Source organism: Sandaracinaceae bacterium (assembly GCA_020633055.1).
Taxonomy (GTDB): Bacteria; Myxococcota_A; Polyangia; order Polyangiales; family Houyiibacteriaceae; genus JADJJE01.
The window spans coordinates 416,571-441,758 of the sequence record JACKEJ010000006.1; the positions used below are offsets into that span (position 1 = coordinate 416,571).

Genomic DNA, 25,188 nt, shown 5'->3' on the forward strand with positions numbered 1-25,188 from the left:
GTCACCCTCGCTGACACCTTGTCGGCCTGCGGGTCAACGCGGCTCGCTCACCACCAGGATCCCTCCGAACCTGTCCCCTTCGTGGGCCACCCCGCGGCGACCCGGAGCGTTCAGCACGGAGATGGTCCCGTCCAAGAACAGGGCGTCCGTACACGCGAGCGCGTCGCGGAAGAGCGTCCCGAAGTCGTGAAAGCGCACCTCGCCGTCCGAGATGGCCAGGTGCACCACGTGGGGCGCCCCTGCCGCGACCCCGACCCCGCTGCGTAGCTTGAAGCTGTCGGAGTCCGGCAGGAAGCGCGGGTGCAGCTCACCATTCAGCAGCAACGCCGGGCCGGACTGCGTCGCGAGTCGGACGCGCGACACGGGTTCGTCGAAGGCGCTGGTCTCCACGACGTGGGCTTGCAGCTCCCCGCCGACCGTCGCGACGTAGAAGACGGCGTTGGGCTTGAGGAAGAAGTTCCCGGGCGCGTCGGCCAGGTTGCGCGGCGTGTGCTCTACGCCCCGCTCGATGTGCAGGCCGAGGGCGCGTCCGTCGGTCTCGAAGATGCCTGCGTTGGTCGCGAGCACCATCCTCCGGCCCTGCGCCGTGAGCCACGCGCGGACGGCGGGGACCGTGTTCAGACTGCCACCCTCGGGCCCTTGCCCGTACAGGTCCAGCTCCACCTCGTTCAGATCCAGCGAGGCGACCGTGTAGCGCGCGCCGAGGTGCTCCACCGTGCGCAGCGTGAGGCCGCGCGGCAGGGGGTCCGCCGCGCGAGGCGAGTGCTCCGGCCGCGGAGGCTCGTCGACCGAGCGCGTGCCGCAGGCCAGCGAAGCGACGGATAGCAACGAGCAGAAGGCGCTACGGAACGCCAGCGTCCGCGGTGCCCGCAGTGTCGCCATAGATGAACGCTGGCACGCCGTGCACGCGGATGGAAGCCGAGATGCGGTCGCACTCGCCCGTTTCCACGTTCATCACGTCCGCGATGCCGCGCAGGATGGCGCGCCCCAGCGTCGCGAACTGCGACGCACCGCCGATGCGCGGGATGACGTCCGCCAGCGTGGTCCACGGGAGGGCTCCACCGAGCACGCCCGTGATGGTGCCGTTGGGGTTGAAGTCCACGCGCAGCTGTCCGAGCGAGATGGGGAGCTCGAACTCCACGTCCAGGATGGAGCCCTCGAGCTGCAGCGAGATGCCGCTCGCGAACAGCACGCCGTCTTCGATGCTGGTCTCGATGACGACGGGCTCGACGTCGCGCAGATCGAACGACTGACCGGACAGCAGGCGACCGTCGGTGCCCACCCCCACGTCGAAGGGCTCACCGAGGGCGACGCGCAGGATCACGTGGTCGTCGTTCTCGAACGAGTTCACGTCCTGGAACTCGAGCAGGACCAGCAGGGTGCCGCCCGTGACCGCGCTCTGCACCAGCCCCGCGAAGATGTCCGCGCTGTCTTCCTCCTGCGCGGCGAGCAGCGTCACCAGCCCCACCAGGCCGCCCCCGGCTAGTCCGTTGTCGATGCCGTGACGCCCGTCTGGCGCCGTGTAGTCCTCTTGCTGGACCGCGCGGCAGGCGTTGCCTTCCGCGACGGGGCCGTCCACACCGTCCACGTCGAATCCATCGATGACGCCGGGGCCTTCGTCGGCCGGCTCTGGGTCGATCAGGATGCGCATGTCGTCGATGACGTACACGTATGTCTCACCCGGCACCGTCTCGTCGCAGCCCGCTGCCCCCGCTGCGACGCCCGCGATGGTCACACAGCCGGCCAGGGCCGCGCCGCACAGACGCCTCCCGAGTGTTCGTGACGCGCTCAGCCACCTCATGTCACACCTCTAGCCCGCTCAGCCCGGTGGTGGCCTCGGCCTCGTTGACACCGAAGCGGTCTACCGTGGCGCCCACGGCGCGCAGCAGCGAGAACGACACCTTGCTCGCCACCTCGCCGATCGCGCGCAGATGCTGACCGGTGACCAGCGCGCCGCCCGCGTTGCCCGCGATGAGGATGGGGTACTCCGTGATCTCGTGCTCCGCGCCGAACGAACAGTCGCTCGTGGCGAGCAGCGCGAGGTTGTCCAGGAGTCGCCCGTCGCCCTCGGGGACGTTGGCGAGCGCCTGCACGAAGTACGCGTACTCGTCGATGATCTGCTGAACGATGAGCGTGAGCTGGTCCTGCGAGACGGCGTCGATCTTGTGGCTGAGCTCGTGGTGGCCCGTGGCCACACCCGGAAAGCGCACGTTGCTGCCGCCGGGCGTGAACATCATGTGGACCACGCGCGTTCGGTCGCACGCCATGGCCATCGTGAGCATGTCCGCCATGAGCCGATGCCGTACGCTCATCTGCGGGCGGCTGTTCACCTCGGGGTAGTCGGCCGCGGGGACCGCCGGCAGCGCGCACGAGGCGAGGTTCGGAGGGTCCTCTTCGAAGCGCAACAGGCGGAGCTCCAGCTCGCGTACCCCCGTCAGGTGCTCGTCCAAGCGGCGCTGGTCGTGCGTGCCGAGCTGCGCGCGCAGGCTGGCCGACTCCTCCATCACAGAGCTGAGCGCGCTCCGACGCAGCTGCCACATCGGGTCGATGACCGGCTCCTCGCCCGGCAGCGCGAAGCCCTCGCCGAAGATCAGCTGATACAGCGTCAGCGGGTCCACCGTCGCCGGGTTCGCGCTGCCTGGACCGTTGACGCTCACGGTGGAGTTGCCGAGCCCCGGCTGCACGCCGGCCTGGAGTGAGCTGAACGCCGTCACGCCGCCGATGCGTTCGCGCGCGATCACGTCGATGGTGGCGGCCTCGATGGTGTGCTGTCCCGTCGAGGTGATGGGGGTCCCCGACAGGAACGATGCCGAACCATCGAGGTGGGGCTCACGCGCCACGGACGCTGCGATCGTGCCCGACACGACGGTCACGTCCGAACGCACTGGCGCGAGCCCGCGCAGCTGCTCGCTCAGCGCGTAGTCTCGGCCCGTGGACAGCGGCGTCCACCGCTCGGGGATGTTTCCGTTGCCCCAGATCCAGGCTCCAAAGCGCTTCGGGAAGGGCGAACCGTCGGCGAGCGCGGTGCCGTTGCCGTTGCAGAACATCTCCAGCATGGGCATGCCGATGGTGACGGCGGCGCCGCCGCCGAGGATGCCCTTCAGCATGGTGCGCCGGCTCAGCTTCTTCGAACGCATCAGTTCTCCTCCTCGGTGATCGTGCGGAGACCGCTCGCGCGGCGGAACCCGGGGGACAACGCGACCTGGACCAGGAGCTCCTTCACGCGGTAGCCGGCCGCAGCGAACTGCGTACGCAGCGCACGGAGTTCGATGGCTTCGGTGTCGACCTCCACGTGTCCGGTCGCGTAGCGGTAGACGCTGCGGGTCAAGCAGCGCGGCAGGTCTGGGTGGTTGCGCAACGCCTCCGTCAGCTCGTAGGGGTTGGCGAAGGGAACGCCATCCAGGTCGCCGGTCGCGTCGATGACCTGACCCCGCTGGAGCACCCGGTCCCCGTTCTCGTCGCGCACCACGTCGCCGTCGGGGCCGAAGGTCAGCAGCCACTCGATGTCTCGGTGCTGACCCAGGCCGTCGAAGTTCTCGAAGCCGAGCCCGATCGGGTCCATCAGCGCGTGACAGCTGGCACAGACTGGGTTCTCGCGGTGCTCGAAGAGCTGGTCGCGTACGGACAGGGTGGGGTCGGTGTCGCTCAGGTCGACCGCTACGTTGGCGGGCGGCGGCGGCACGTTGGTGCACAGCAGGTTGATGCGCACGAAGCGACCACGCAGGGTGGGTGACGAGCGCACCGCGTGCGCGCGCAGCGCCAGGAACGACAGCTGCCCCAGGATGCCGCGACGCGGACCGCCCTCCGGGTGCTCGAAGCGTGCGAAGCCCTCCCGCGCTGGCGCGGGCACCTCGTAGATGGCGGCCAGCGTCCGGTCGATGAACGTCGTGCGCGTCGTCATCAGGTCTCGGTAGTCGCCCTCCTCCTCGAACACGTGGTCCTCGATGGTGCGCAGCGTCTCTTCGCGCGCCGCCGGGCCGACCAGGGGCGAATAGTGCAGGAACGCGTTGCGGTCCTTGGAGAGGTCGTCCAGCTTGTCCAGCTCGAGCATCTCGGAGAAGAACGAACGCACCGCGGCACGCGCGCGAGGGTTGTCGAGGAGTCTGCGCGCCTCGGCCTCGAGACCCTCTGGCGTGTCCAGCGCCCCGCTCTCGGCCGCGTCGAGCAGCGCTGCGTCCGGGGTCGTGTTCCAGAGGAAGAAGCTCAGGCGGCTGGCCAGCTGTGTGCCACGAAGCTCCCGCACCCCGGGTTGCTCGGCCCCCTCCGGCGCGACCTCGTCTCCGAGCTCGTGGCGATAGAGGAAGTACGGCGACTGGAGCTGCGCGGCGACTACCAGGCTGAGACCCCGGTAGAAGTCGCCGCGTACGGTCGCGGCCTCACCCGCCAGGGTCACGAACCGGGCGATCTCGTCCTCGGTCAACGCGCGCCGGTACGTCAGGCGCCCCTGGCGCGTGATGAAGCTGCGGGCACACGCGTCGTCGCGGACGGCGCTCGGCGTGCAGCCGACGAGCGTCTGGCGCGTGGGCCCTTCCGCCATGGCCTGCTCGCCGATGGAGAGCGCTTGCGCCTCGTACTGGCCGACACCCGCCCCCGAGACGCTGTCGATGCTGGCGCCTACCGCGAAGAACCCACCCTCGCGGACGTCGGGCTCGAGCGGCAGGGCGCTGACGATGTCTGCGCCGTACAAGTCGCGCACGGCGTTGTCGAACTGCTCACCCGTCAGGCGTTGCAGCTGTGCGGGCGCTGGCTGGAACGGTGGCGGGGGCAGCTCGGGCTCTGCGGGCGGCGGACGATCCGCCGGCGCGGTGCCGATGGTGCCCACGGTGTCGCAGCCACCGAGGCACAGTCCCAGCCAGAACAGCGCGCGCAGGACACGCCGGGAATCGAGCGAAAATCGTCTCACCGGGCGATTGTATCATCGAATCTTTCGAGTGGTAGACACGGAGTGCATTTCGGGGTCAGATGCCGCGTGCCCACCACCCCCCTGAACGACCATGTCGCCCAGCTCATCGCGCTCGTCGAGGCCGGCCGCTCCGTCGACGCGATCGACCGCTTCTACGCCGACGACGTCGTCGTGTTCGAGAACCACGAGCTGGCGCGAGCTGGCCGCGTCGCCTGCGCCGCGTTCGAGCGGGAGTCTCTCGCGAGGCAGCCCGCGCCGCCTCACTGCCGCGCCCTCGCGGTGGCCTGCAACGAAGGGAGCGGCCGCGCCTTCATCGAGTGGCAGATCCGCTACAAGACCGCCGAGGACCGCTGGATGCGGATGGAGGAGGTCGCGGTCCAGCGCTGGTCGGGAGACCGGATCGTGGAGGAGCGCTTCTACTACGAAGGGGTCATCGACGAGGGCGACGAGGACGACGGCGAGGCCACGCTGGTCTGACGAGTATCTTGCGCGTTCGGGTGCGCTGGGGTACTGAACGGGTGTACAGCCGCTGCGGCGGCTCCCAGCCCCGTGAGGTATTCATGAGCCCGTCTTCCCGCGCCCCTCTCCCCGTCGACTCCTCCTCTGCCTCCGATTCCGCGGATGTTGCCGTTGGCGACCCCGCCGAGGACACCCACGGCACCAAGCCGGTCCTCGCGTCGGCGCCCGGTCACGCTCGTCCCGACGTCGAGATCGACCCCACGCCCGCGCTGGCGCAGGACGTCCTCGCGCTGTTCCGTGGACCCTTCGCCGACGTGCGTTTCCCCGACGTGGACCGAGCCTCCCTCGAGGCGGACGTGATCGCGCTGCTCCACGCGCAGGCCGAGGTGGAGGCCCTCGACCGAGCCCTCGAGGACGCACGGCAGGTGGTCAAGTCCCGCAGCGAGCACCTGCTCGGCAGCAGCAGTCGTGCCCTGGCGTACGCCAAGGTGTTCGCCTTGGGTCAGCCCACCCTGGAGGACGCGGTCGGGCGCGTGCGCAGCACCCCCTCCGAGGCGGGCGCCAAGCCGCGCGGCGTCAAGAAGAAGCGCGGCGCCCGCGAGGCCACGGCCGTCCAGTTGCCCATCCGTGCCCCGGTCGAGTCCGCGGGCGACACGGATGTCGCGCTCGAGGGCGAGTTGGCCGCCGAGTAGGATCGAGAGAGTTGGCAAGACCCCTTGACCGGCGGGGTCTCATCCTCTACCCCCGGCGCTCATGGGCTTACAGGCGGTCATCGACTGGTTCCTTCCCAAAGAGGACCACTTCTTCACGTTCCTGGAGCGCCAGGCCACGCTCGCCGAAGAGTGCGCCAGCGCGCTCTTGCGCTTCCGCGACGCCAGCGTCACCGCCGAGGAGGTGCGTGAGGCCGTCCAGGCCATCGAACACACGGCAGACGGTGTGCTCTACGAGCTCGAGGACGCGCTGGCACGGACCTTCGTGACGCCCCTCGATCGCGAGGACCTGCACCTGCTGGCGACCGAGATGGACGACATCATCGACATGATGAACCACGCCGCGCGCGTGTGCGTCCTCTACGGCGTCAAGCGTCCGACGGCGCCCATGGTCAGCCTCATGGAGACGCTGGAGAAGTGCTCCACGGTGCTCAACCGCTCCATGCCCGAGCTACGGAAGCGGCAGTACGGCAAGCTCATCGAAGAGTCTCGCTCGCTGCGGGCGCTCGAGAAGGAGGGGGACCTGGTGTTCCGCGCCGCCGTGAGCGACCTGTTCCACGACGCCAACGTGGAGGCCAAGGTGCTCTTGCGCGAGAAGGAGGTCCTCGACGCCCTCGAGGACGCCATCGACCGCTTCGACCGCGTCGCCCACACGCTCCGCAACCTCGCCGTCAAGCATGGTTAGTCTCCTCATCGCCGTCATCGTGGCGGCCATCATCTTCGACTACATCAACGGCTTCCACGACGCCGCGAACGCCATCGCTACCGTCGTGTCCACCGGCGTGCTGCCCATGCGCACAGCCGTGCTCATCGCAGCCGCGCTCAACTTCGCGGGCGCCGTGACCGGGACGGCCGTGGCGCGCACCATCGCCAGCGGTTTCACCGACCCCGCGATCGTCACACAGCTCGTGGTGCTGGCGGCGCTCATCGGGGCGTCGGTGTGGAACATCATCACGTGGTGGTACGGCATCCCGTCCAGCTCCAGCCACGCGCTGGTGGGCGGGCTGGCTGGGGCCGTCGTGGCGCATGGGGGCGTGGACGCTTTCTACTGGGGCGCGCTCAAGCAGAAGATCCTCGTGCCCCTCGTGGCCTCCCCCACCATCGGCTTCGTTCTCGCGTTCTTCTTCATGGTGGCGCTCACGTGGATCTTCCGACGTGTGAAGCCCGCCTTGGTGCACACCATCTCGCGCCGCCTCCAGCTGGTCTCCGCCATGATGATGGCGTTCTCGCACGGCTCGAACGACGCGCAGAAGTCCATGGGCATCATCACCCTCGCGCTGGTGGCGTTCATGGCCGGGGGTCACACGGGCGTGCCCGACTGGGTGCTCCCCACCAGCCCCGAGCACGTGCCCCAGTGGGTGGTGGTCGCCTGCGCGGCCGCCATTGGGCTCGGTACGGCAGCGGGTGGCAAGCGCATCATCAAGACCATGGGGTCCAAGATCATTCGCATCTCGCCGCTGCAGGGCTTCGCGGCCGAGACCAGCGGCGCGGCCACCATCTTCGGGGCCAGCCTGTTGGGCATCCCAGTGTCCACCACGCACTGCATCAACGCCTGCATCATGGGTGTGGGCGCCAGCAAGCGGCTCTCGGCCGTGCGCTGGGGCGTGGCCGGCAACATCCTCGTCGCGTGGATTGTCACGTTGCCCGCGAGCGCTGCGCTGGCATGGATCTCCATGGAGCTGCTGGATCTCGGCTTCGGCAACGTCGGGTGAGACGCGCCCCCGGTCGAGGACGCTGACAGGGACGGGGCGGCTGCTACAGTCGCCCGCATGGACGACTTGCTCCGCCGCATCGAGCGCCTCGAGGACATCGAGGCCATCAAGAAGCTCAAGGCCCACTACTGGTACAGCTGCGACCAGAAGAACGTGGAGGCCGTGCGCGACTGCTTCGTCGAAGGCGAGGTGTTGATCGACTACGACGGCCCCGTCGGCCTTGTGCGGCACCGCGACGACCTGTACGCGGTGTTCGAGAAGGTCGGCTGTCAGCCCAACATCGTGGAGATCCACCACGGCGGCCCGCCGCAGATCGAGGTGCAGGACGGTGGCCGCGCGACGGGCATCTGGGGGCTCACCTACCACCTGCTGGACACCAACGCGCAGATCCTGAACGTCATCGGCGGGTACTACATAGACGCCTACGTGAAGACCGAAGCAGGCTGGCGCATCCAGCAGGCGGTCTTCCGCGTCGTGTCCACCACCACGCTGGGCTACAAGGACCGCGCGCTGAAGGCCCTCCACATGGGCAGCGGGCTGCCCAAGGTCGGCTGAGCACGGAGGCGCTCGTCCAACCCCGGCAGCCCGGGTGCCGCTCCTCGTGTCGCGAGGCTCAGGGGGTCATGTTGCGGCAGTTGCTGGTGGGCCCGACGGACATGCCGGCGGCCGCGGCTTCACAGTCGTTGCCGTAGATCTGACCGTTGCAGCCGCACACGGGCGCCCAGATGTCGGGACAGGCCTGGGGAGGCACCGTGCACACGCCCAGCTGGTCGGCGGCGCCGCACATGGCGTCGGGCGGGTAGTTGCAGAACAGCCCCGCGTTGCAGCCGAGGCCTGCAATGCCGCCGCAGTCCGCGCCCTCGCCACCGGGCGCCGGGTCGGTCTGGCACGGCCCGTAGGTCGCCACCGACGTGCCGTTGCCTGCCGCGTCGCAGGCGTTGCCGTAGGTCACGCCGTTGCAGCCGCACACTGGCGCGTACTCCTGGGTGCAGGCCTCCGGGCGCGGCGCGCAGACACCCGACGCGTCGGCGTAGTCGCAGTACGTCGCGGGCTCGAAGTAGCAGTACTCGTCGTCGGCGCAGGTGTCGCCCACCCAACCCCCACAGCTGCGCTGCCCGCCGGGGACGCAGCGGCCCGGGTACGCCACCGTCGCGTTCATCGACTCGGCCACGCATGCGTTCTGATAGGTGATGCCGTTGGTCGCGCACACGAAGTCGTCGATGTCCGGACAGCCCGGCGGGTCCACGTCGGGACGGCACACCCCCGGGGGCGGCGCGATGATGGGCAGCGCGGGGTCCGCGCCCGGGTTGCCGGGCTCGGGCGGGGCGAAGTCGATGGCCACGTCGCTCAGGTCGCAGTACTCGCCCTCGCGGCAGATGGGGTCGTCGACGCTGTAGCAGTAGCGCACCTCGCGCGGCTGGCAGATGCCGAGGGGCGGGGCGCCCGCGTCCGTGTGGCTCACCGCCGCGTCACGCGGACCACCTGCGTCCACCGCGATGATGATGCCGGCGTCGATTGGAGCGGGGATGAACTCGGGGACATCGCCGCCGGGGGTGGGGACGGGGAGGTCGATGCCGGTGCCGGACAGCTGGCAGTACTGGTCGCTGGGGCAGCCCGAGTCGTCGGTGCAGTAGGTCACCTCGCGCGGGCGGCACACACCGCTGGGCGGGGGCGGGGGCATGGTGCCGCCGTCGAACATGGGCGGGGCGATCAGGTCGGCCACGCCCGCGTCCGTGCCGTAGTCGCAGTATTCGTAGGGGGAACAGGTGTCGCCGTAGACGCCGCCGCAGCGCACGACCTGGTCTTCACACGGTCCGTAGTGCGACACCAGGACGCCGTGCGCGTTCGCCGTGCACGCGTTGCCGTAGGTCACGCCATCCACGCCGCACACAGGCGCGTACTCGGCCGTGCAGGCCATGCCGCCGTCGCCACGCGGCGGGCCACTGTCCGGGTTGTCCTCCAGCGGGCAACCGGTGAGGGCCGCGCCCAGAAAGGCCAGGCTCGCGATGCGCAGCGCCCGCGCGCTGGGTGAGCCGCTGCGGGTGCCGGAGGTAGTCCAAGGTGAGAAGTTCATGCAACCACTGTAGACCCGGGCGCTCCGGAACGGATCATGCGCGCCGGACAAAGCGTATTCCACGTGTATACGCGCGGCGTGGACGCGGCGTGGCCTGCATCGACGCGGGCTGCGGCTTCGGCCTCACGCGCGTGCGAGGCCCCGTGGGAGGCCGCCCGCTCGCGCCGGCCCCCCATCGCCGCCATACTCGGCCCGCGTGTCTCGTGTTCACAGCTCACTCCCGCTCCTGGTGCAGCGCCCCAGCGTGCTCGGCCCTTCGTCCGACGCCGACGCCGCCCCCGGCCACGCGGCAGCGGACGACTGGCGTGTCCAAGCGCGTGAGGCCGTGACCACGCTCGAGGGGCTCGAGGCCGCCCTGCAGCTGACGCCCAGCGAGCGCGAGGGGGCCGCGCGTGCGCTGGCCGGAGGCTTCCCCATGTCGGTCACGCCGTACTATCTGGGCCTCGCCAGCAAGACCGACCCGGCGTGCCCCATCCGCCGCCAGTGCGTGCCCGTGGCGAGCGAGGGCCACGAGGTGCCCGGCGACCTGCGTGACCCGCTGGGCGAAGAGGCGCACGAGGTGGCCCCACACTTGGTGCAGCGCTACCCGGACCGCGTGCTGCTCCTGGCGACGGACCGCTGCGCCGTGTACTGCCGCTTCTGCACGCGCAGCCGGATGGTGGGCGACGGCGGCGGCGCGCGCTCGCTGGACGCGCTGGCCGAGGCGTTCGCGTACATCGAGAGTCACCCCGAGGTGCAGGAGGTCATCGTGTCGGGTGGCGACCCGCTGGTGATGAGCACGGGTCGCATCGCGCGCCTGTTCGAACGCCTCGCGCGCATCGAGCACCTCACCAACGTGCGCCTCGCCACCCGCGCGCCAGTGACCATCCCCCAGCGCATCACGGACGAGCTGGTGCAGGCGCTGCGCGCGGCGCACCCGAGCATCTGGGTCATGACCCACTTCAACCACCCGCAGGAGCTCACGCCCGAGTCCACCGCGGCCCTGGCCCGCCTGGTGGATGGCGGCTTCCCGGTCATGAACCAGGCGGTGCTGCTGCGCGGCGTGAACGACAGCGCCGACACCCTCGAGGCGCTCTTCCGCGGCTTGGTGAAGCGGCGCGTCCGCCCGTACTACCTGCTGCAGATGGACCCCGTGCGTGGCACCGGTCACCTGCGCACCCCCCTGAGCACGGGGGTCGACATCATGGGCGCGCTGCAGGGGCGGCTGAGCGGAATCGCGCTGCCCAAGTTCATCGTGGACACCCCGAACGGGCGCGGGAAGGTGCCCGTGGGGCCCGAGACGGTGGTGGCGCGCGGGGAGGGCAGCACCACGCTGCGCACCTTCCGCGGCGAGCTGGTGGACTACATCGACCCGCCTGGGTGAGGCGGGGGAGCGCTAGAGCGCGTCGAAGCGGGCGATGAACGCGCTGCGATGCGTCAGGACCTCCCCCCACCAGAAGCGTGCAAGTGCGCGCTGCGATGCGTCAGGACCTCCCCCCACCAGGAGCGCGCAAGTGCGCGTAGAGCATGAAACAAGGGCTGAAGTGAGATTGTGATGAGCTTGGCTGAGCGGCTACGGACTGTCGAGCACCTCCCTTCGTGGGGCGGTTCGGACAGGTCCGTCGCAGCCTCCGCATCCGGCACGGGCCTGGTTGGAGAGGAGCCGTTGGCGTCTCGCAAGCACGGCATCGGCGGCGATTCGCTCGGGCAGGTCGGGCTCGACGTCGGTGTAGACCTCGTCGGGAGTTCGACCTCCGAGTGCGGCTCTCGGGATGAGGGTGTTGTGATCCTCGACGTACATGGCGGTGAGGCGGACGAGAGTCTCCTCGGAGTCGAGTTCATGAAGGAAGAGCCAGCGGTGCTTGAGCTGGTTCCAGAGGCTCTCGATCATGCTGTTCGAGAAGACCACGTCGACCTGGGCGCGGACCTGATGGAGCAGCCCGGCGAAGTCTGCGTGGCTGACGGTGGTGTTCTCGGAGCCGCCGTCCGTGACGACGGTGACGGGCGGGCTGCCTGCGGGCAGGTAGGCTGAGTGGCGTCACGTGACATGATGGGCCTCCGATCACGAATCATGATGGACGTGTGGCGCGCGTGCCCTGGCCCGAAGACGACGACGCCCGCCAGGGTTCCTGGCGGGCGTCTCGAGTCAGAAGGGGTCGGCGTCTGGGTCCGCGCGCGGGGGCGGGATGGCGAGCTCCACCACGTAGTCGAGGTAGGCTTGGGTGGCCTTCGAGGATCCCGCGAGGGCGGCGCGTAGACGACGGGCGAGACGCACCTCGGTAGAGGGGCAGCCTTCGACACGCTCGAGCGCGTGGACGACCACCAGGGCGGCGTCGGCGGCGTTGACGACGGCCAGCAGCGCGACCAGAGGAGCGACCTCCGGAGCGTAGTGGACCACGCGGGGGTCGAGAGGATTCACCGCTTGCGTCCAGCTGCGCGGGCCGGTGCCGGCGTGGCGAAGACCTCGAGAAAGAGTTTCTCGTCGAGCCTCGGCAGGTCGCGCTCGGCGGCGACGGTGAGTAGCTCGTCGGCCAGGTTCATGAGCACGCGGTAGTTGCCCGCAGCGTGCTCGGCGAGGGTGGTGCGCAACTCGGTGGTCATCAGCTGGGGGGCCCCGGCGGCGTCGAGGAGATGGTCGAGGCAAGCGGCGAGTTCATCGCGACCCGCGGGCTCGAGCTTGAGTCGTCGACGGATCCTGGAGCCAAGAGGGAGCAGGTCGGGAGCGCGGAAGCGGTCGGGCAGCCGGGCATCGCCAGCGAAGACGACGCAGAGGAGAGAGCGCGCGTCGAGGCTCTTGCTGGAGAGGAGGCGGAGCTCGGTGAAGACGCCGGAGATCATCTCCTGCGCCTCGTCGACGATGAGGACGGGCCGGGTGAGGGTGGTGGCGATGTGCTCGCTCCACTTCTCGCGCAGGGACTTGAATCCGGCCCATCGGTTGTGTCCATGGAGGCTCACGCCGAAGATGTCGCCGAGCTCGCGATAGAAGTCGGAGGCGCGCCCGATGGGCCGCTCGATGGTGCCGACGATGAGGTCTTGTCGGCGACGGAGGCGGTCTTCGAGGACGCGCAAGGCAATGGACTTTCCGGCGCCGGGGTCTCCGGTGACCATGGCGAATCCCCCATCGGTCAGGCTGAATTCGACGCGACGACAGAAGGCGTCGACGGCCGGCGAGACGAAGAGCGCCTCGGTGGGGATGTCGGCACGGAAGGGATGGAACTTGAGGCCGTAGAGGGCTTGGAGCTTAGGATTCATGTGTCTCTTCGGGGGTGGTGTCGGTGGACTTCGGCTCGTCGGTGGACTCCGCGAGCGGGACATAGGCGGGCGGGAGGCCGGTAGCGGCGTAGTCCTCCATCAGCGCTTCGAGGAGGGGCGCGACGCCGACGTACGGGTCGTCGACGACCCCCGGTGGGGAGACGGGTTCGACGACGCGGCGGGCACCGGTGGCGTTCGCGGTCTTGTCGAGCGGCAGCAGGGTCGCGAGGTGGGTGCCGTGGCGCTCGTCGACGAGGTCGACCGTGGACAGGTCCCAGCGCGCGTAGCGCACGACCGGACGGAGCAGCACGCGGTAGCGAGACGGAATCTCGAAGCGCACGCCCGCGACGGTGAGGGTCCCGTCGCTACGCCGCTGCGTGCGCTGCACCTCCATGCGGAAGGCCCGGCGCAGCTTGTCGCTGGACCACGATGGGCGGCTCGCGGATGGGCCTTGCAGCATGCGCTCGAGCGGCGTCATGCCGAGCTCGCTGTGGACCTCACGGTGGTACTCGAGCTCGACCCACGCCTGCGTCGCTTGGTTCAGGCGGGCGAGCGTCAGCTCGCGCTCGCCCTCGAGCATGGGCAGCAAGCGCCCCTCGACGCGACCCCAGAAGGACTCCTGCTTGCCGTTCTGCTCGGGGCAGTAGGGGAGCGTGGTGGGGTGGACGATGCCCAGACGCTCGAGCCCCTCGTGCACCTCGTGGGCTTGCATCGACTGGCCATTGTCGGTGAGCAGCGCCCGCGGCATGCCGCGCTTCTGGAGCGCCTGCTGTAGCCCGTGCACGAACGCCTCGGCGCTCTCTTCGCGGTACCACTGCACGTGGCAAGCGATGCGCGACGCGTCGTCGAGGAAGCCGAGCAGCACGACCTGGGAGTACGTCCCGTCCGGCTCGACCACGCGGCGTGAGCCCACGTGGAAGTCCGCGTGCCAGAGGGCGTGCACGTGACCGACCTCGAAGCTGCGCCGCTCGCGCGCCTCGAACACGGGCTCGTCCGCAGGCTGCCCTCGGCGACGCCGAGGCTTGCGCACCTTGAGGAGCCCACGGCGCTTCATGAAGCGCCGCACGGTCGCCACGCTCGGCACGGTGCCCAGCTCGGGCTGCTTCTTCGCGAGCGCCACGAGGTTGTCGTAGTGCAGCTGATAGGTCCAGCTCGGGTGCGCGCGGTGCTGCTTGGTGAGCGCGTCCTCCACCGCCGCCGACATCGTCGGGTGCGTCCCCGCGTGCGCGTGGACCTTGCGCGCGAGCTTGCCCACCGGGTCACCGGTCGCGTTGCGCGCCGCGTAGAACCAACGCTCGATCGCCGAGCGCGAGAACTGGACGCGCACTCCCGGCTTGGTGGGGTGCTCGTAGCTGCGTGACGCCAACTCGTCGAGAGCCTGCACCAGCATGCCAGCGGCGGGGGGCTCCACGAAGAGCGGACCCACCACCTGAAAGCGAAAGCGAGCCCATCGCACACTCGATGACGCGTGCGTCTTGTCTGACATGACCTGTACCTCCTTCGTGAACGAGTCCGCGGGGTGACCGCGGAATCGACGAGTGAGGACCATAATCAGCCTTGTTTTATGCGGCCATCGCCATCCTCTGCGCGGCTCACCTCCCCATCGCGACTCGTGACGCTTCGGGCGCGACCGACCTCGTGGTCAGCGGCGAGACCAGTCGCAGCAGCCCCGTGACACGCTCGCTCAGCGAACCCACGAAGCGCTCGAGGAGCGACGCCGGTGCGTCCACGGCCGCGACGGGCTCAGCGAAGCGCCCCGCCATCTCCGCGAACCACGGGGTCCGGAAGAACTCCACCGCCCACCATAAGCGGTACCGCCGACGCGTCGCCCACGAGGGGGTGTCACGCGTCATCGCGATGGCCGGCGGCGTGCTGGTGTCGGCCGCGAATCCTGCGCTGACGAGCAACATGGCCAGCGCCGCGTAGACCTTCCGGCCGAGGAAGCGCACGGATGGGGGCGTCGCCCGGTGGCGGCACCCGTCCCGCCCGCAGCACAGCGAGAGCCGCTTCTCGTAGGCCCCTGCGGCCTCTCCCTCGGCGCTCAACCCGCGTGCCTTGCGGGGGTAGTTGGACACGTGGAGCCGACCACCGCAGCGGGGGCAGCCCGCCTCCCGCACACGCTCTGCCGCGCGCTCGTCTAGCGCCAGCAGCACCTCATGCACCTTGAACAGCAGCTCGACTTCATGCGACATCCGACCATCTCCCTGACTACGCGGTTGTGGAGATGGACCCTCTCGGATGCCTGCCAATAGTGGCGAGTTTTCTGAGGGGGTTTCTTATGCCCCCATCGCTATTCGTGACGCGCCTGGCCGCCCCCGCCCTCGAACTACGTGCTCGGGGTCAGGTAGGCCACCGCTTGGCGGAGCAGGGCTTCGGTCGCGGCTGCGCGGCAGGAGGTGCCGACGGTCCACGCGAGGATCTTGCGGGAGTGGTTGTCGATGATGCCGTGGAGCCATCGGACAGTGCCGTCGAGGAGGCGGATGCGGGATGCGTCGATGTGCCAGAGTTCGTTCGGCCGCGATGCACGGACGCCGACCTTGGAGCGGCGTGGGTGCAGGCGTCTGCCGGGGCGCTGGATGCCGAGGCGGTGGATCTCGCGGAGCCAGGTGGAGACGGCCGCGAAGAGATGACCGTGGCGCGCGGCGAGGAGCGCGAGGGAGACGGTGGAGAGGTGGCGGAGGGCGAGGTCTTTGGCGTAGCGGCGGATGGTGCCGCGCTCTTCCCGGGTGAGTTGGTGGGGCGAGTGCTTGGGGCAGGAGGGGGCGTCGTCGAGCGTGCACGCGAGGCTGCGGCGCTCCCAATTGCGAACGCGCTCCGGGGTGAGGCCGAGAATGCGGAGGGCAGCTGGACGACCAAGCGCTGGCGAGGTGTGCCGGACAGCGGCGAGCAGACGGCGCTTGTGGTGCGCTTCGGGAACGCGGCGGTCATGGAGACGACCCCCGAGAACTGCGACGAGGGCGAGGAGCAAACGGATGATGGCGCGGAGCTTCGCGTTGGCGGCCTGTGCCTGCGCGAGCGCGACATGCAGGTCGACCACCAGGCGGTCTTCGTCGTGCAGAGCGACGACGTTGGGCATAGCCCGCGTAGTCCACGAGCGACGGGTAGACGCTGGGATGGCCACGTCGCGGAAAAGGTGTGCGTCGCCGCTCGTTGCGATGGCGAGGCGGAGGCGATGGTCGTAGGTTTGGCGGGCCGTGGTCATGGGCGCGCGCAGCGTGTCCTCGTGACCGCCCGGGTTCATTGAGAATCGAATAGGAGAGAAGACAGAGGGCAGTCGCGGTGTCGACTGTCCTCTGAGAGAGGGGCGCGTTCAGGACGTGGAGGACGCCGACCACTACCACACGCGCTACCGGCGCGACGGTCACGGCAACGTCATCCACATGAACGACGGTGACGGCGAGGACTGGATCGCCATGCGCGACGCCCTCGGGCGCCTGACGCGGGCGGTGGACCCGAGCGGCGCGGCCGTGAACATGACCTACACGCCCAACGGGCAGGTGGAGACGCGCAGCAACCCGCGTGACGCGGGGTTGATCACGCGCTTCACCTACGACGCCGAAGACCGCTTGTTGACGACGACGGACGCCGTGGGTCACACGCTCGAGCGCTCGGCCGCCGTGGTGTCGTACGACGGTATGGGGCGCGTGCTGGAGTTCCGGGACTACCGGGGGTCGACGACGTCGGTGGAGTACGACGCCAACGGATTGCCCTGGAAGACGACCGACGCGCTGGGTCAGAGCAGCTACGTGCGCTACACGCAGAGCGGTCTGACGATCGAGGCGCAGGACCGGCGGGGCTCGGTGGTGCGGTTCACGCACGACGAGCTTGACCGGCTGCGGCGGGTGGACTTCCCGGAGTCGCTGTACGCGACGATGGAGTACAACCACGTGGGGGTGATGACGGAGCTGCGGGACCGGCGCGGGTACACGTCGACGCTGGGGCTGGACGAGCTGTACCGGACGACGAGCGTGACGCGGGCGGGGGTGACGCTGGCGTCGATGCAGTACACGGACGCGAGCCGCCTGAGCCGGCTGGAGGACCGCTACGGCAGCGTATCCACGTGGGAGTACAACGACCGGCACCTGCCGCGGCTGGCGACGGGGCCGGACGGTCGGGAGACGACGACGCAGTACGACGGGGTGGGTCGCGCGGTGCAGGTGACGGCGCCGGGCGGGGTGACGACCATCGCGTACAACGACCAGCAGCGCACGCAGACGGTGACGTTCGGGGGCGAGACGACGACGATGCGGCGCAACGCGGCGGGGCTCTTGGCGGAGCTGACGCGCCCGGAGCAGCAAGCCGGCGGGCTGCACGCGGGGCAGACGCGCACGTATCAGTACGACGCGCTGGACCGGCTGTCTTCGGTGACGGAGGGTGGGCTGACGACGCGCTACGCGTATGACGCGGGGGACCTGCTGCGGCACACGTACGACCCGGAGGACCGGCACACGGAGACGACGTACGACGTGCTGGGGCGGGCGACGGCGATGATTCAGCACATGGCGGAGGGCGAGCCTGCGCTGGTGACGGCGTACGAGAACTACGACGGCGAGGGGAACGCGCGGCTGGTGCGGGACCCGCTGGGGCAGGAGACGACGCTGACGTACGACGGGCTCGGTCGCCTGACGGACGTGACGCTGCCGGCGCCGCTGGGCGAGGTGGCGGCGGGGCTGCCGCGGTTGCTGTCGACGCACGCGGCGTACGACGGCGGGGACTGCGTCACGGCGGTGACGGAGACGCTGGAGCCGGACGGCGGCGGGGCCGCGTTCACGCGTGAGCTGACGTGGGACCACGACGCGTTCGGGCGGATGACGCGGCACGGGCAGCGCGGTCGGGACGTGACGTACACGTACAACGACAGCCTGCGGCAGATGGCGCAGGCGAGCAGCGGGGGGACGACGCTGTATCAGTACGACGCGCTGGGGCGCATCGACTGGGCGGAGCTGGACGGGGACCGTGTGGACGTTTCGTACGTGGAGCACGAGGACCTGGTGTCGACGGTGACGAACCCGAACGGGACGGTGGCGACGTTCGGGTACGACGCGGCGACACGGCGGCTGACGGGGGTGACGCACACGCGCGGCGGGACGCCGTTCTTGGCGTACGGGTATGCGTACGACCACAACGGGAACCGTACGCTGGAGACGGTGACGGAGGGCGGCTCGGAGGAGCGCAACGAGTACACGTACGACGCGCTGGACCGCATGACGCTGCACCGGCGCGAGACGGGCGCGACACCGGGGCCGGAGGACATCCGAGAGACGCGTTACGCGTTCGAGCTGAGCGGCGCACGCGGCTACAACCGGCGCGTGGAGGACGTGCAGGACGGCGGCGGGCAGGAGCTCGCGCGGCGCGTGTACGACTACGACGGCGCGAACCGGCTGACGACGCTGAGCGAGACGGGCGGCGCGACGCGGACGGTGACGTACGCGCACGACGCGAACGGCAACCGCCTGAGCCGCGTGGACAGCGCAGCCGGCGGCGAGCAGACGCTGTACCGCTACACGGTGCAGAACCAGCTGAGCGAAGTGCTCGCGGGCCCGGCAGGCGCGGAGGTGAGCCAAGGCCAGTACGAGTACGACGCCCTAGGCCGCCGGGTGCGGCAGCACGGCACGCAGCGCGGCGACATCGAGACGGTGTACGACGGGCTCTCCACCCTGGACGAGCACGAGGTGAGCGGCGGAGGCGCCGGGACACCGCTCGGGCACTACCACTACGCGCTGGGCCTCGCGCGCCTGGACGAGGGCGGCGGCGAAGAGCGCTACTACCACCTGGACGGCCGCGGCAACACGGGCGCGCTCACCGCCGGGAGCGGCGGCGCGGACACACCCGGCGACGTGCTGACCAGCTACCGCCTGGACCCGTTCGGCGCGGTGCGCAGCGGCAGCGACCCCGTCAACCGGCAGGTGTACACGGGGCACGAGACCGACACGGAGACGGGCCTCATCTACATGAACGCGCGTCACTACGACCCGGAGACGGGGCGGTTTGTGACGCAGGACACGTGGCTGGGCAGTGGAGGCTCGCCCGCGACGCAGAACCGGTACGCGTACGCGCTTGGGAACCCGGCGACGTACTGGGACCCGACCGGGCACTGGACGGAGGTGTACCCGGGCGGCTGCACGAGCGGCAAAGATAAGTGCGAACAGGCGGCAGGAGGCCAAGGGGGGATTCCGTACCCCGAGGACTCGAGCGTCATCCCGCTCGGCGGGCCGAGCCCGTCGTCCGCGGCCCCCGCACCCCAGACGCAAGCAACGCGCCCGCCGCCGCCCGCGCCTCGCGGGACGTACAGCGTCATCTCTGGCGGCGCCATGCCCGCACAGGCTTACAACGCGATCTACTCCAGCGTGCGGTCGGGGCGGCGCGTCGACGAGCACACCGAGGTCACGGCGGGGAACGACGGAGACGCCACGTCGGCGAACCCGAACGCTCTCGAGAACATGATGTCGGACCTACAAGCGTGGCGAGGACACCGCGCAGAAGCCGCTGCCGCTCGTCGCGCCCAAGCGGAGGCACTCGATGTGCCAATGGCAGACCCCGCCTTCTTGCAGAACAGGCTTCTGCGCACGAACTTGGGGATCGAGCAGGGCGCGAACGCGATCATCGACATGGCGGGGGGCGTAGCGGACCTTGCAGGCCACACATTCCTAGGTGGCTCGTACTTGGGCGCGGGCGCCATGACCGCTGCCGGAGGCGCGTTGGCGTTCATCCTCGGCGACTCGCAGGCGGCGGAGGTCAACGTCGGCCGAGCACAGGGGTTCTTCGCAGACGCCGGGGAGCATGCGTACGCCATCATCGAGGCCTACCTGGGCTTCTGCGCTGGAAACATCCAGCACTTAATCACTGACCCGCTCGGAGCGACGATGCCGATGTCTCCGATGGTGCAGATGCGACGCGCCTTGTCGCTCTCCCTCGGCGACTTCGATGCCTGGGCCAACGTGACCACCGAGGGGCTGATGGCCCTCGGGGGGGTCGTGTTGGGGAAGACCTTGAGCGCCTTGGGCCGCATTGGGCGGGGCGTCGGGGTGACCGTAGAAGCAGCGCCAGGCGCATCGGTCGCGAGCACCAGCGGCAGTGGCGCCACCACACCATCGCCTGGTAGTACGCCGACTCCGCCGCTCCTGCTGACTACCGGGAACCCGACGACGCTGACGCTTCGTCAGGTTCGGAATCTGCGAGGCAAGTCCTTGTGGCAAGGCGGTGAACAGTATGTTCAGGAACTCTATGGGTCGGCCGGCCAACAGCACTTTAGTGTGCCCGCTCAGGGTGCGGGGGTGAGCGGGGGAGGGCGCTTCGTCGACGCGCCGGTCGTCGGGACGAACGGTGTGCTCGGATTGGAAGTCAAGACGTATCTGCGTTGGCGCACAGTCCACGGTGCGCCCCAGCGGGGCGCCGTTCCACTGAGTCCCGAGATCCAAGAGCAGGTGCTGCGCGATGCGTGGCTGCAGACCCACCACCCTGGCGGCTTCGACCCGCGCTGGGTGTTCATTGACGCGCCTCCGAGTCAGGCACTAGCCGACTTCCTCACGGCACACAACGTTGCATACATCGTTTATCAATAGTATGTAGCGATAGTGTTCGATGTGTCCGTTTCAGAGCCCACATCATGATCAACGTGCGTACAGAGCAGTCTGTCTTCGATGACTTCATGGCAACGAGGTTCGACCGTCTCGCCGATTTTGCCGCAGACATAGGTGTTGTGCCACCGTCGCGTGTGGTCGCGGACCCGCCGTCGGCTCTTCACGAGATTGACCTGTTCATGCGCGAACAGAACGTGGAAGTCGAAGACGTCCCATGGATAACGAGTCTCCTGGCCGTCTTTGTTGGCGAGTTTCTTGTCAATCGTTTCGGTGGCTACTGGCTTATTTGTGATGACCCTCGTAGTCGACTCTGCGGGCGCATTGCGGTGCGGCTGAGGCCATCTTCGCCGCAGCCTGTGTATGTTGACCCCTTCGAAGTCTGCCTATCGTTCGTGACCACACCACCAGCCAGGCATCTTGCGCCGCTTCTCGAAGAAGTCGTGGCAGCCGTGCACCAGGCGCTGCACCGTGACCCATCAGCGACAACGGGATGACGGTCGCGGTGCGATGCGTCAGGACCTCCCCTCACCAGAAGCGCGGTGCGATGCGTCAGGACCTCCCCCCACCAGAAGCGCGCAAGTGCGCGGTGCGATGCGTCAGGACCTCCCCCCACCAGGAGCGCGCAAGTGCGCGCAGAGCATGAAACAAGGGCTGAAGTGAGATTGTGATGAGCTTGGCTGAGCGGCTACGGACTGTCGAGTACCTCCCTTCGTGGGGCGGTTCGGACAGGTCCGTCGCAGCCTCCGCATCCGGCGATGGCCTGGTTGGAGAGGAGCCGTTGGCGTCTCGCAAGCACGGCATCGGCGGCGATTCGCTCGGGCAGGTCCGGCTCTCTTTCGCTGTAGACCTCGTCGGGCGTGCGACCTCCGAGTGCAGCCCTCGGGATGAGCGTGTTGTGGTCCTGGACGTACAAGCCGGTGAGGCGGACGAGGGTCTCCTCGGAGTCGAGTTCATGAAGGAAGAGCCAGCGGTGCTTGAGCTGGTTCCAGAAGCTCTCAATCATGCTGTTGGAGAAGGTGACGTCGACCTGGGCGCGGACTTGATGGAGCAGGCCTGCGAAGTCGGGATGGCCGACCGTAGTGTTCTCGGAGCCGCCATCGGTGATGACCGTGACGGGCGGGCTGCCTGCGGGCAGGTGCGCTATCGCTTGGCGGAGCAGGACCTCGGTGGCTGCTGCGCGGCAGGAGGTTCCGACAGTCCAAGCGAGGATCTTGCGGGAGTGGTTGTCGATGACTCCGTGGAGCCAGCGGACGGTGCCGTCGAGGAGGCGGACGCGGGATGCGTCGATGTGCCAGAGCTCGTTCGGGCGCGATGCGCGGACGCCGACCTTGGAGCGGCGGGGGTGCAGGCGCTTGCGCGGGCGTTGGATGCCGAGGCGGTGGATCTCGCGGAGCCAGGTGGAGACGGCGGCGACGAGGTGACCGTGCCGCGAGGCGAGGAGCGCGAGGGAGACGGTGGAGAGGTGGCGGAGGGCGAGGTCTTCGGCGTAGCGGCGGATGGTGCCGCGCTCTTCCCGGGTGAGTTGGTGGGGCGAGTGCTTGGGGCAGGAGGGGGCGTCGTCGAGCGTGCACGCGAGGCTGCGGCGCTCCCAGTCGCGGATGCGCGCCGCCGTCAGGCCCAGGATGCGGAGCGCGGCCGTGCGCCCAAGGGCCGGCGAGGCACGGTGGATGGCCGAGAGCAGGCGGCGCTTGTGGTGGGCTTCGGGAACGCGACGGTCGGTGAGGCGGCCACCGAGGGTTGCGACCAAGGCGAGCAGCAAACGGATGATGGCGCGGAGCTTCGCGTTGGCGGCCTGTGCCTGCGCGAGAGTGACATGCAGGTCGACCACCAGCAGGTCTTCTTCGTGCAGAGCGACGACGTTGGGCATGGGCCGGGTGGTCCACGAGCGACGGGTCGAGGCGGGGATGGCCACGTCGCGGAAAAGATGAGCGTCGCCCGTCTTCGCGATAGCGACGCGGAGGCGATGGTCGTAGGTTTGGTGGGCCGTCGTCATGGGCGCGCGCAGCGTGTCCTGGCGTCCGCCCGGGTTCATTGAGAATCGAATAGGGACGAGGACCGAGGGCAGTCCCGGTGTCGGCTGCCCTCTGAGGATTCCGCCACCGCACGGCGCGGCCGGAGCAGCAAGCCGGCGGGCTGCACGCGGGGCAGACGCGCACGTATCAGTACGACGCGCTGGACCGGCTGTCTTCGGTGACGGAGGGTGGGCTGACGACGCGCTACGCGTATGACGCGGGGGACCTGCTGCGGCACACGTTGAGCCGGGGAGCGATATTCGATGGACGGGGGAGCACGCTCCGCGATGGGGCGCTCACGGTACACCGATGGGTTTCGGCGCCGGATAGTTGATGGGTTCGGCGCGCAGGAGAGATGGGTCGCCGGGCGCGCAACGCGATGGGTTTGTGGGCATGAAGATGGCCGCGCGCGCGGCCATCTTCATGCCCGGGGGTCAGGCCGAGACGCGACGTGTCTTGGTCTTGGTTGGCCTTGCTGTGCGGTCGTCAGGCACACGGAAGACCTCGAAGAAGACCTGCTCGTCGACGCCTGGGAGGTCATGCTGGAGTGCGTGGGCGAGGAGGTTGTCGGCCATGGTCATGGCGGCGCGCATGTTGCCCTGGGCGTGCTGGGCGATGGCGACGAGGACGCCGTCGGACATGAGGTCGGGCCTGCCGGCGTGCTCGAGGAGACGCTGGAGGGCCCCTTGGATCTGTTCGTTGCTGGCGTAGTCGAGGTGTAGACGGGAGCGGATGCGGCTCTCGATAGGGAGCGCGTCGGGGGTCCGCAGCTTGGCGGTCAGTCGGTCGTCGCCAGCGAGGACGACGGTCAGGAGCGCACGCGCGTCGAGGTTCATCGAAGAGAGCAAGCGCAGCTCGGCGAGGGCGCTGCCCTTCATCTCCTGGGCCTCGTCAACGAGCAGCACGGGGCGCGTGCGCGTCTGGTCGATGTGGGCGAGCCAGGTCTCGCGCAAGACTTTGGAGCCTGCCCAGCGGTTGTGCGGCGAGAGGGACACGCCGAAGAGGTGGCCGAGCTCGCGGTAGAAGTCGGCGTTGTTGCTATGGGGTCGCGTGAGCACGCCAACGGTGGCGTCCTTGATGCCGTCGATACGCTCGGCGAGCAGTCGCAGCGCGGCGGACTTCCCGGTGCCGGGCTGCCCGGTGATGCAGGCGAAGCCACCATCGCGCACCTGCTGTTCGACGCGAAAGAGGAAGGCCTCGACCTGCGCGCTGATGGTGAGCGCGGTGACGGGCACGTCTGGGCGAAAGGGGTGGAAGCGGAGACCAAAGGTGGAGCGGAGGGGGTCAATCATGGGGCGTTTCCGAAGGTTGTGAAGGAGTCGTGGGGCTCATCGGCAAGTAGGCGGCGGGCAGACCGGTCTCTGCCGCTCTGTCCATCAGGCGCTGCAGATGCGGGGCGATACCCGTCTCGGCGGGCGGCTCGTCGAGCGTTCGCGTCGGATCGACCGCCTTGCGATGGCCATCGGCGTTGCGCTGCTTGTCGAGCGGGAAGAGGTCGGCGAGCGGGGTGCCGTGACGCGGGTCCACCATCGTCACACGCGTGAGATCCCAGCGCGCGACCCGCACGTGCACGCGCTCGATGTGGCGATAGTGCGAGGGCACTTCGAAGCGCACGTTGTGGACGCTGACGGTGCCGTCGCCGCGACGCTGTGTGCGCACGATGACCCCGAGCACGTAGTTCGAGGGCGGGGGCGGCCAGGCGCGTCACGAATAGCGATGGGGGCATAAGAAACCCCCTCAGAAAACTCGCCACTATTGGCAGGCATCCGAGAGGGTCCATCTCCACAACCGCGTAGTCAGGGAGATGGTCGGATGTCGCATGAAGTCGAGCTGCTGTTCAAGGTGCATGAGGTGCTGCTGGCGCTAGACGAGCGCGCGGCAGAGCGTGTGCGGGAGGCGGGCTGCCCCCGCTGCGGTGGTCGGCTCCACGTGTCCAACTACCCCCGCAAGGCACGCGGGTTGAGCGCCGAGGGAGAGGCCGCAGGGGCCTACGAGAAGCGGCTCTCGCTGTGCTGCGGGCGGGACGGGTGCCGCCACCGGGCGACGCCCCCATCCGTGCGCTTCCTCGGCCGGAAGGTCTACGCGGCGCTGGCCATGTTGCTCGTCAGCGCAGGATTCGCGGCCGACACCAGCACGCCGCCGGCCATCGCGATGACGCGTGACACCCCCTCGTGGGCGACGCGTCGGCGGTACCGCTTATGGTGGGCGGTGGAGTTCTTCCGGACCCCGTGGTTCGCGGAGATGGCGGGGCGCTTCGCTGAGCCCGTCGCGGCCGTGGACGCACCGGCGTCGCTCCTCGAGCGCTTCGTGGGTTCGCTGAGCGAGCGTGTCACGGGGCTGCTGCGACTGGTCTCGCCGCTGACCACGAGGTCGGTCGCGCCCGAAGCGTCACGAGTCGCGATGGGGAGGTGAGCCGCGCAGAGGATGGCGATGGCCGCATAAAACAAGGCTGATTATGGTCCTCACTCGTCGATTCCGCGGTCACCCCGCGGACTCGTTCACGAAGG

The 25,188-nt window shown here is 69.2% G+C and carries 23 protein-coding genes and 3 pseudogenes; 9 read left to right on the forward strand and 17 right to left on the reverse strand.

Annotation, left to right across the window (positions count from 1 at the left end; genetic code table 11):
* Window positions 1-33: 33 nt before the first annotated feature.
* Genes H6726_11160 through H6726_11175 form a run of 4 tightly spaced genes read right to left on the reverse strand, consistent with a single transcriptional unit; the run spans window position 34 to window position 4,903 of the window.
* Window positions 34-882: a phosphodiester glycosidase family protein gene (locus H6726_11160; GenBank protein ID MCB9658198.1), complete on the reverse strand. Its 849-nt coding sequence runs from the start codon at window positions 880-882 to the stop codon at window positions 34-36.
* A complete protein-coding gene (locus H6726_11165; GenBank protein ID MCB9658199.1) occupies window positions 842-1,801 on the reverse strand; it encodes a hypothetical protein in 960 nt (319 codons plus the stop codon). Before H6726_11165 ends, H6726_11160 begins: the two co-directional genes overlap by 41 nt.
* Before the next feature lies 1 nt (window position 1,802).
* Window positions 1,803-3,137, reverse strand: coding sequence for a DUF1552 domain-containing protein (locus H6726_11170; protein ID MCB9658200.1), 1,335 nt, complete (start codon window positions 3,135-3,137; stop codon window positions 1,803-1,805).
* Window positions 3,137-4,903, reverse strand: a complete 1,767-nt coding sequence (locus tag H6726_11175; protein MCB9658201.1) for a DUF1592 domain-containing protein — start codon at window positions 4,901-4,903, stop codon at window positions 3,137-3,139. Before H6726_11175 ends, H6726_11170 begins: the two co-directional genes overlap by 1 nt.
* A gap of 66 nt (window positions 4,904-4,969) precedes the next feature.
* On the opposite strand from H6726_11175, the gene H6726_11180 reads away from it, so the two are divergent.
* The 5 genes from H6726_11180 (at window position 4,970) to H6726_11200 (ending at window position 8,339) form a co-directional block, all read left to right on the forward strand.
* Window positions 4,970-5,380 (forward strand): nuclear transport factor 2 family protein, encoded by a 411-nt coding sequence (locus H6726_11180; protein ID MCB9658202.1) that lies wholly within the window; start codon window positions 4,970-4,972, stop codon window positions 5,378-5,380.
* Window positions 5,381-5,463: 83 nt separating this feature from the next.
* On the forward strand, window positions 5,464-6,054 hold the full coding sequence (locus tag H6726_11185; GenBank protein ID MCB9658203.1) for a hypothetical protein: 591 nt from the start codon (window positions 5,464-5,466) through the stop codon (window positions 6,052-6,054).
* A 61-nt stretch (window positions 6,055-6,115) separates the two neighbouring features.
* Complete coding sequence (locus tag H6726_11190; GenBank protein MCB9658204.1) at window positions 6,116-6,757, forward strand: DUF47 family protein; 642 nt, start codon at window positions 6,116-6,118, stop codon at window positions 6,755-6,757.
* The gene (locus H6726_11195; protein ID MCB9658205.1) at window positions 6,750-7,784 is read left to right on the forward strand and encodes an inorganic phosphate transporter; all 1,035 of its coding nucleotides are present in this window, start codon (window positions 6,750-6,752) and stop codon (window positions 7,782-7,784) included. The genes H6726_11190 and H6726_11195 overlap by 8 nt, the downstream gene beginning before the upstream one ends.
* 57 nt (window positions 7,785-7,841) lie before the next feature.
* A complete protein-coding gene (locus H6726_11200; GenBank protein MCB9658206.1) occupies window positions 7,842-8,339 on the forward strand; it encodes a nuclear transport factor 2 family protein in 498 nt (165 codons plus the stop codon).
* A 58-nt stretch (window positions 8,340-8,397) separates the two neighbouring features.
* On the opposite strand, the gene H6726_11205 is transcribed toward H6726_11200, so the two are convergent.
* The 4 genes and pseudogenes from H6726_11205 to H6726_11220 form a co-directional block, all read right to left on the reverse strand.
* Complete coding sequence (locus H6726_11205) at window positions 8,398-8,571, reverse strand: hypothetical protein (protein ID MCB9658207.1); 174 nt, start codon at window positions 8,569-8,571, stop codon at window positions 8,398-8,400.
* Window positions 8,572-8,670: 99 nt separating this feature from the next.
* A pseudogene (locus H6726_11210) lies at window positions 8,671-8,943 on the reverse strand (hypothetical protein).
* 12 nt (window positions 8,944-8,955) lie between these two features.
* Window positions 8,956-9,483 (reverse strand): annotated as a pseudogene (locus H6726_11215) (hypothetical protein).
* Between the two features lie 126 nt (window positions 9,484-9,609).
* Window positions 9,610-9,858, reverse strand: a pseudogene (locus tag H6726_11220) (hypothetical protein).
* Window positions 9,859-10,054: 196 nt separating this feature from the next.
* On the opposite strand from H6726_11220, the gene H6726_11225 reads away from it, so the two are divergent.
* Window positions 10,055-11,221: a KamA family radical SAM protein gene (locus H6726_11225; protein MCB9658208.1), complete on the forward strand. Its 1,167-nt coding sequence runs from the start codon at window positions 10,055-10,057 to the stop codon at window positions 11,219-11,221.
* 189 nt (window positions 11,222-11,410) lie between these two features.
* Here H6726_11225 and H6726_11230 read toward each other — a convergent pair whose 3' ends face one another.
* From H6726_11230 to H6726_11255, 6 genes are all read right to left on the reverse strand, one after another.
* Window positions 11,411-11,728, reverse strand: coding sequence for a hypothetical protein (locus H6726_11230; protein ID MCB9658209.1), 318 nt, complete (start codon window positions 11,726-11,728; stop codon window positions 11,411-11,413).
* A 255-nt stretch (window positions 11,729-11,983) separates the two neighbouring features.
* Window positions 11,984-12,256: a hypothetical protein gene (locus H6726_11235; GenBank protein ID MCB9658210.1), complete on the reverse strand. Its 273-nt coding sequence runs from the start codon at window positions 12,254-12,256 to the stop codon at window positions 11,984-11,986.
* Window positions 12,253-13,089, reverse strand: a complete 837-nt coding sequence (locus H6726_11240; protein ID MCB9658211.1) for an AAA family ATPase — start codon at window positions 13,087-13,089, stop codon at window positions 12,253-12,255. The genes H6726_11235 and H6726_11240 overlap by 4 nt, the downstream gene beginning before the upstream one ends.
* Window positions 13,079-14,575, reverse strand: coding sequence for a DDE-type integrase/transposase/recombinase (locus tag H6726_11245; protein MCB9658212.1), 1,497 nt, complete (start codon window positions 14,573-14,575; stop codon window positions 13,079-13,081). Before H6726_11245 ends, H6726_11240 begins: the two co-directional genes overlap by 11 nt.
* Before the next feature lie 106 nt (window positions 14,576-14,681).
* Complete coding sequence (locus tag H6726_11250; GenBank protein MCB9658213.1) at window positions 14,682-15,281, reverse strand: hypothetical protein; 600 nt, start codon at window positions 15,279-15,281, stop codon at window positions 14,682-14,684.
* Between the two features lie 134 nt (window positions 15,282-15,415).
* The gene (locus tag H6726_11255; GenBank protein MCB9658214.1) at window positions 15,416-16,165 is read right to left on the reverse strand and encodes a DDE-type integrase/transposase/recombinase; all 750 of its coding nucleotides are present in this window, start codon (window positions 16,163-16,165) and stop codon (window positions 15,416-15,418) included.
* A gap of 241 nt (window positions 16,166-16,406) precedes the next feature.
* Here H6726_11255 and H6726_11260 point away from each other — a divergent pair, with 241 nt between their 5' ends.
* Both H6726_11260 and H6726_11265 read left to right on the forward strand, forming a co-directional pair.
* On the forward strand, window positions 16,407-20,651 hold the full coding sequence (locus H6726_11260; GenBank protein ID MCB9658215.1) for an RHS repeat protein: 4,245 nt from the start codon (window positions 16,407-16,409) through the stop codon (window positions 20,649-20,651).
* 44 nt (window positions 20,652-20,695) lie between these two features.
* Window positions 20,696-21,163, forward strand: a complete 468-nt coding sequence (locus H6726_11265; protein ID MCB9658216.1) for a hypothetical protein — start codon at window positions 20,696-20,698, stop codon at window positions 21,161-21,163.
* 191 nt (window positions 21,164-21,354) lie between these two features.
* Here H6726_11265 and H6726_11270 read toward each other — a convergent pair whose 3' ends face one another.
* From H6726_11270 to H6726_11280, 3 genes are all read right to left on the reverse strand, one after another.
* A complete protein-coding gene (locus H6726_11270) occupies window positions 21,355-22,662 on the reverse strand; it encodes a transposase (GenBank protein ID MCB9658217.1) in 1,308 nt (435 codons plus the stop codon).
* Window positions 22,663-23,115: 453 nt separating this feature from the next.
* Complete coding sequence (locus H6726_11275) at window positions 23,116-23,973, reverse strand: AAA family ATPase (protein MCB9658218.1); 858 nt, start codon at window positions 23,971-23,973, stop codon at window positions 23,116-23,118.
* On the reverse strand, window positions 23,966-24,295 hold the full coding sequence (locus H6726_11280) for a hypothetical protein (GenBank protein ID MCB9658219.1): 330 nt from the start codon (window positions 24,293-24,295) through the stop codon (window positions 23,966-23,968). Before H6726_11280 ends, H6726_11275 begins: the two co-directional genes overlap by 8 nt.
* A gap of 198 nt (window positions 24,296-24,493) precedes the next feature.
* Here H6726_11280 and H6726_11285 point away from each other — a divergent pair, with 198 nt between their 5' ends.
* Window positions 24,494-25,093, forward strand: a complete 600-nt coding sequence (locus tag H6726_11285) for a hypothetical protein (GenBank protein MCB9658220.1) — start codon at window positions 24,494-24,496, stop codon at window positions 25,091-25,093.
* Window positions 25,094-25,188: the final 95 nt, after the last annotated feature.

Excerpts from the sequence above, each read along its gene's own strand:
- H6726_11160 (MCB9658198.1), bottom strand. The coding sequence starts at position 882 with ATGGCGACACTGCGGGCACCGCGGACGCTGGCGTTCCGTAGCGCCTTC.
- H6726_11165 (MCB9658199.1), bottom strand. The coding sequence starts at position 1,801 with ATGAGGTGGCTGAGCGCGTCACGAACACTCGGGAGGCGTCTGTGCGGC.
- H6726_11170 (MCB9658200.1), bottom strand. The coding sequence starts at position 3,137 with ATGCGTTCGAAGAAGCTGAGCCGGCGCACCATGCTGAAGGGCATCCTC.
- H6726_11185 (MCB9658203.1), top strand. The coding sequence starts at position 5,464 with ATGAGCCCGTCTTCCCGCGCCCCTCTCCCCGTCGACTCCTCCTCTGCC.
- H6726_11190 (MCB9658204.1), top strand. The coding sequence starts at position 6,116 with ATGGGCTTACAGGCGGTCATCGACTGGTTCCTTCCCAAAGAGGACCAC.
- H6726_11195 (MCB9658205.1), top strand. The coding sequence starts at position 6,750 with ATGGTTAGTCTCCTCATCGCCGTCATCGTGGCGGCCATCATCTTCGAC.
- H6726_11200 (MCB9658206.1), top strand. The coding sequence starts at position 7,842 with ATGGACGACTTGCTCCGCCGCATCGAGCGCCTCGAGGACATCGAGGCC.
- H6726_11205 (MCB9658207.1), bottom strand. The coding sequence starts at position 8,571 with ATGTGCGGCGCCGCCGACCAGCTGGGCGTGTGCACGGTGCCTCCCCAG.
- H6726_11230 (MCB9658209.1), bottom strand. The coding sequence starts at position 11,728 with ATGATCGAGAGCCTCTGGAACCAGCTCAAGCACCGCTGGCTCTTCCTT.
- H6726_11240 (MCB9658211.1), bottom strand. The coding sequence starts at position 13,089 with ATGAATCCTAAGCTCCAAGCCCTCTACGGCCTCAAGTTCCATCCCTTC.
- H6726_11245 (MCB9658212.1), bottom strand. The coding sequence starts at position 14,575 with ATGTCAGACAAGACGCACGCGTCATCGAGTGTGCGATGGGCTCGCTTT.
- H6726_11250 (MCB9658213.1), bottom strand. The coding sequence starts at position 15,281 with ATGTCGCATGAAGTCGAGCTGCTGTTCAAGGTGCATGAGGTGCTGCTG.
- H6726_11255 (MCB9658214.1), bottom strand. The coding sequence starts at position 16,165 with ATGCCCAACGTCGTCGCTCTGCACGACGAAGACCGCCTGGTGGTCGAC.
- H6726_11265 (MCB9658216.1), top strand. The coding sequence starts at position 20,696 with ATGATCAACGTGCGTACAGAGCAGTCTGTCTTCGATGACTTCATGGCA.
- H6726_11270 (MCB9658217.1), bottom strand. The coding sequence starts at position 22,662 with ATGACGACGGCCCACCAAACCTACGACCATCGCCTCCGCGTCGCTATC.
- H6726_11275 (MCB9658218.1), bottom strand. The coding sequence starts at position 23,973 with ATGATTGACCCCCTCCGCTCCACCTTTGGTCTCCGCTTCCACCCCTTT.
- H6726_11285 (MCB9658220.1), top strand. The coding sequence starts at position 24,494 with ATGTCGCATGAAGTCGAGCTGCTGTTCAAGGTGCATGAGGTGCTGCTG.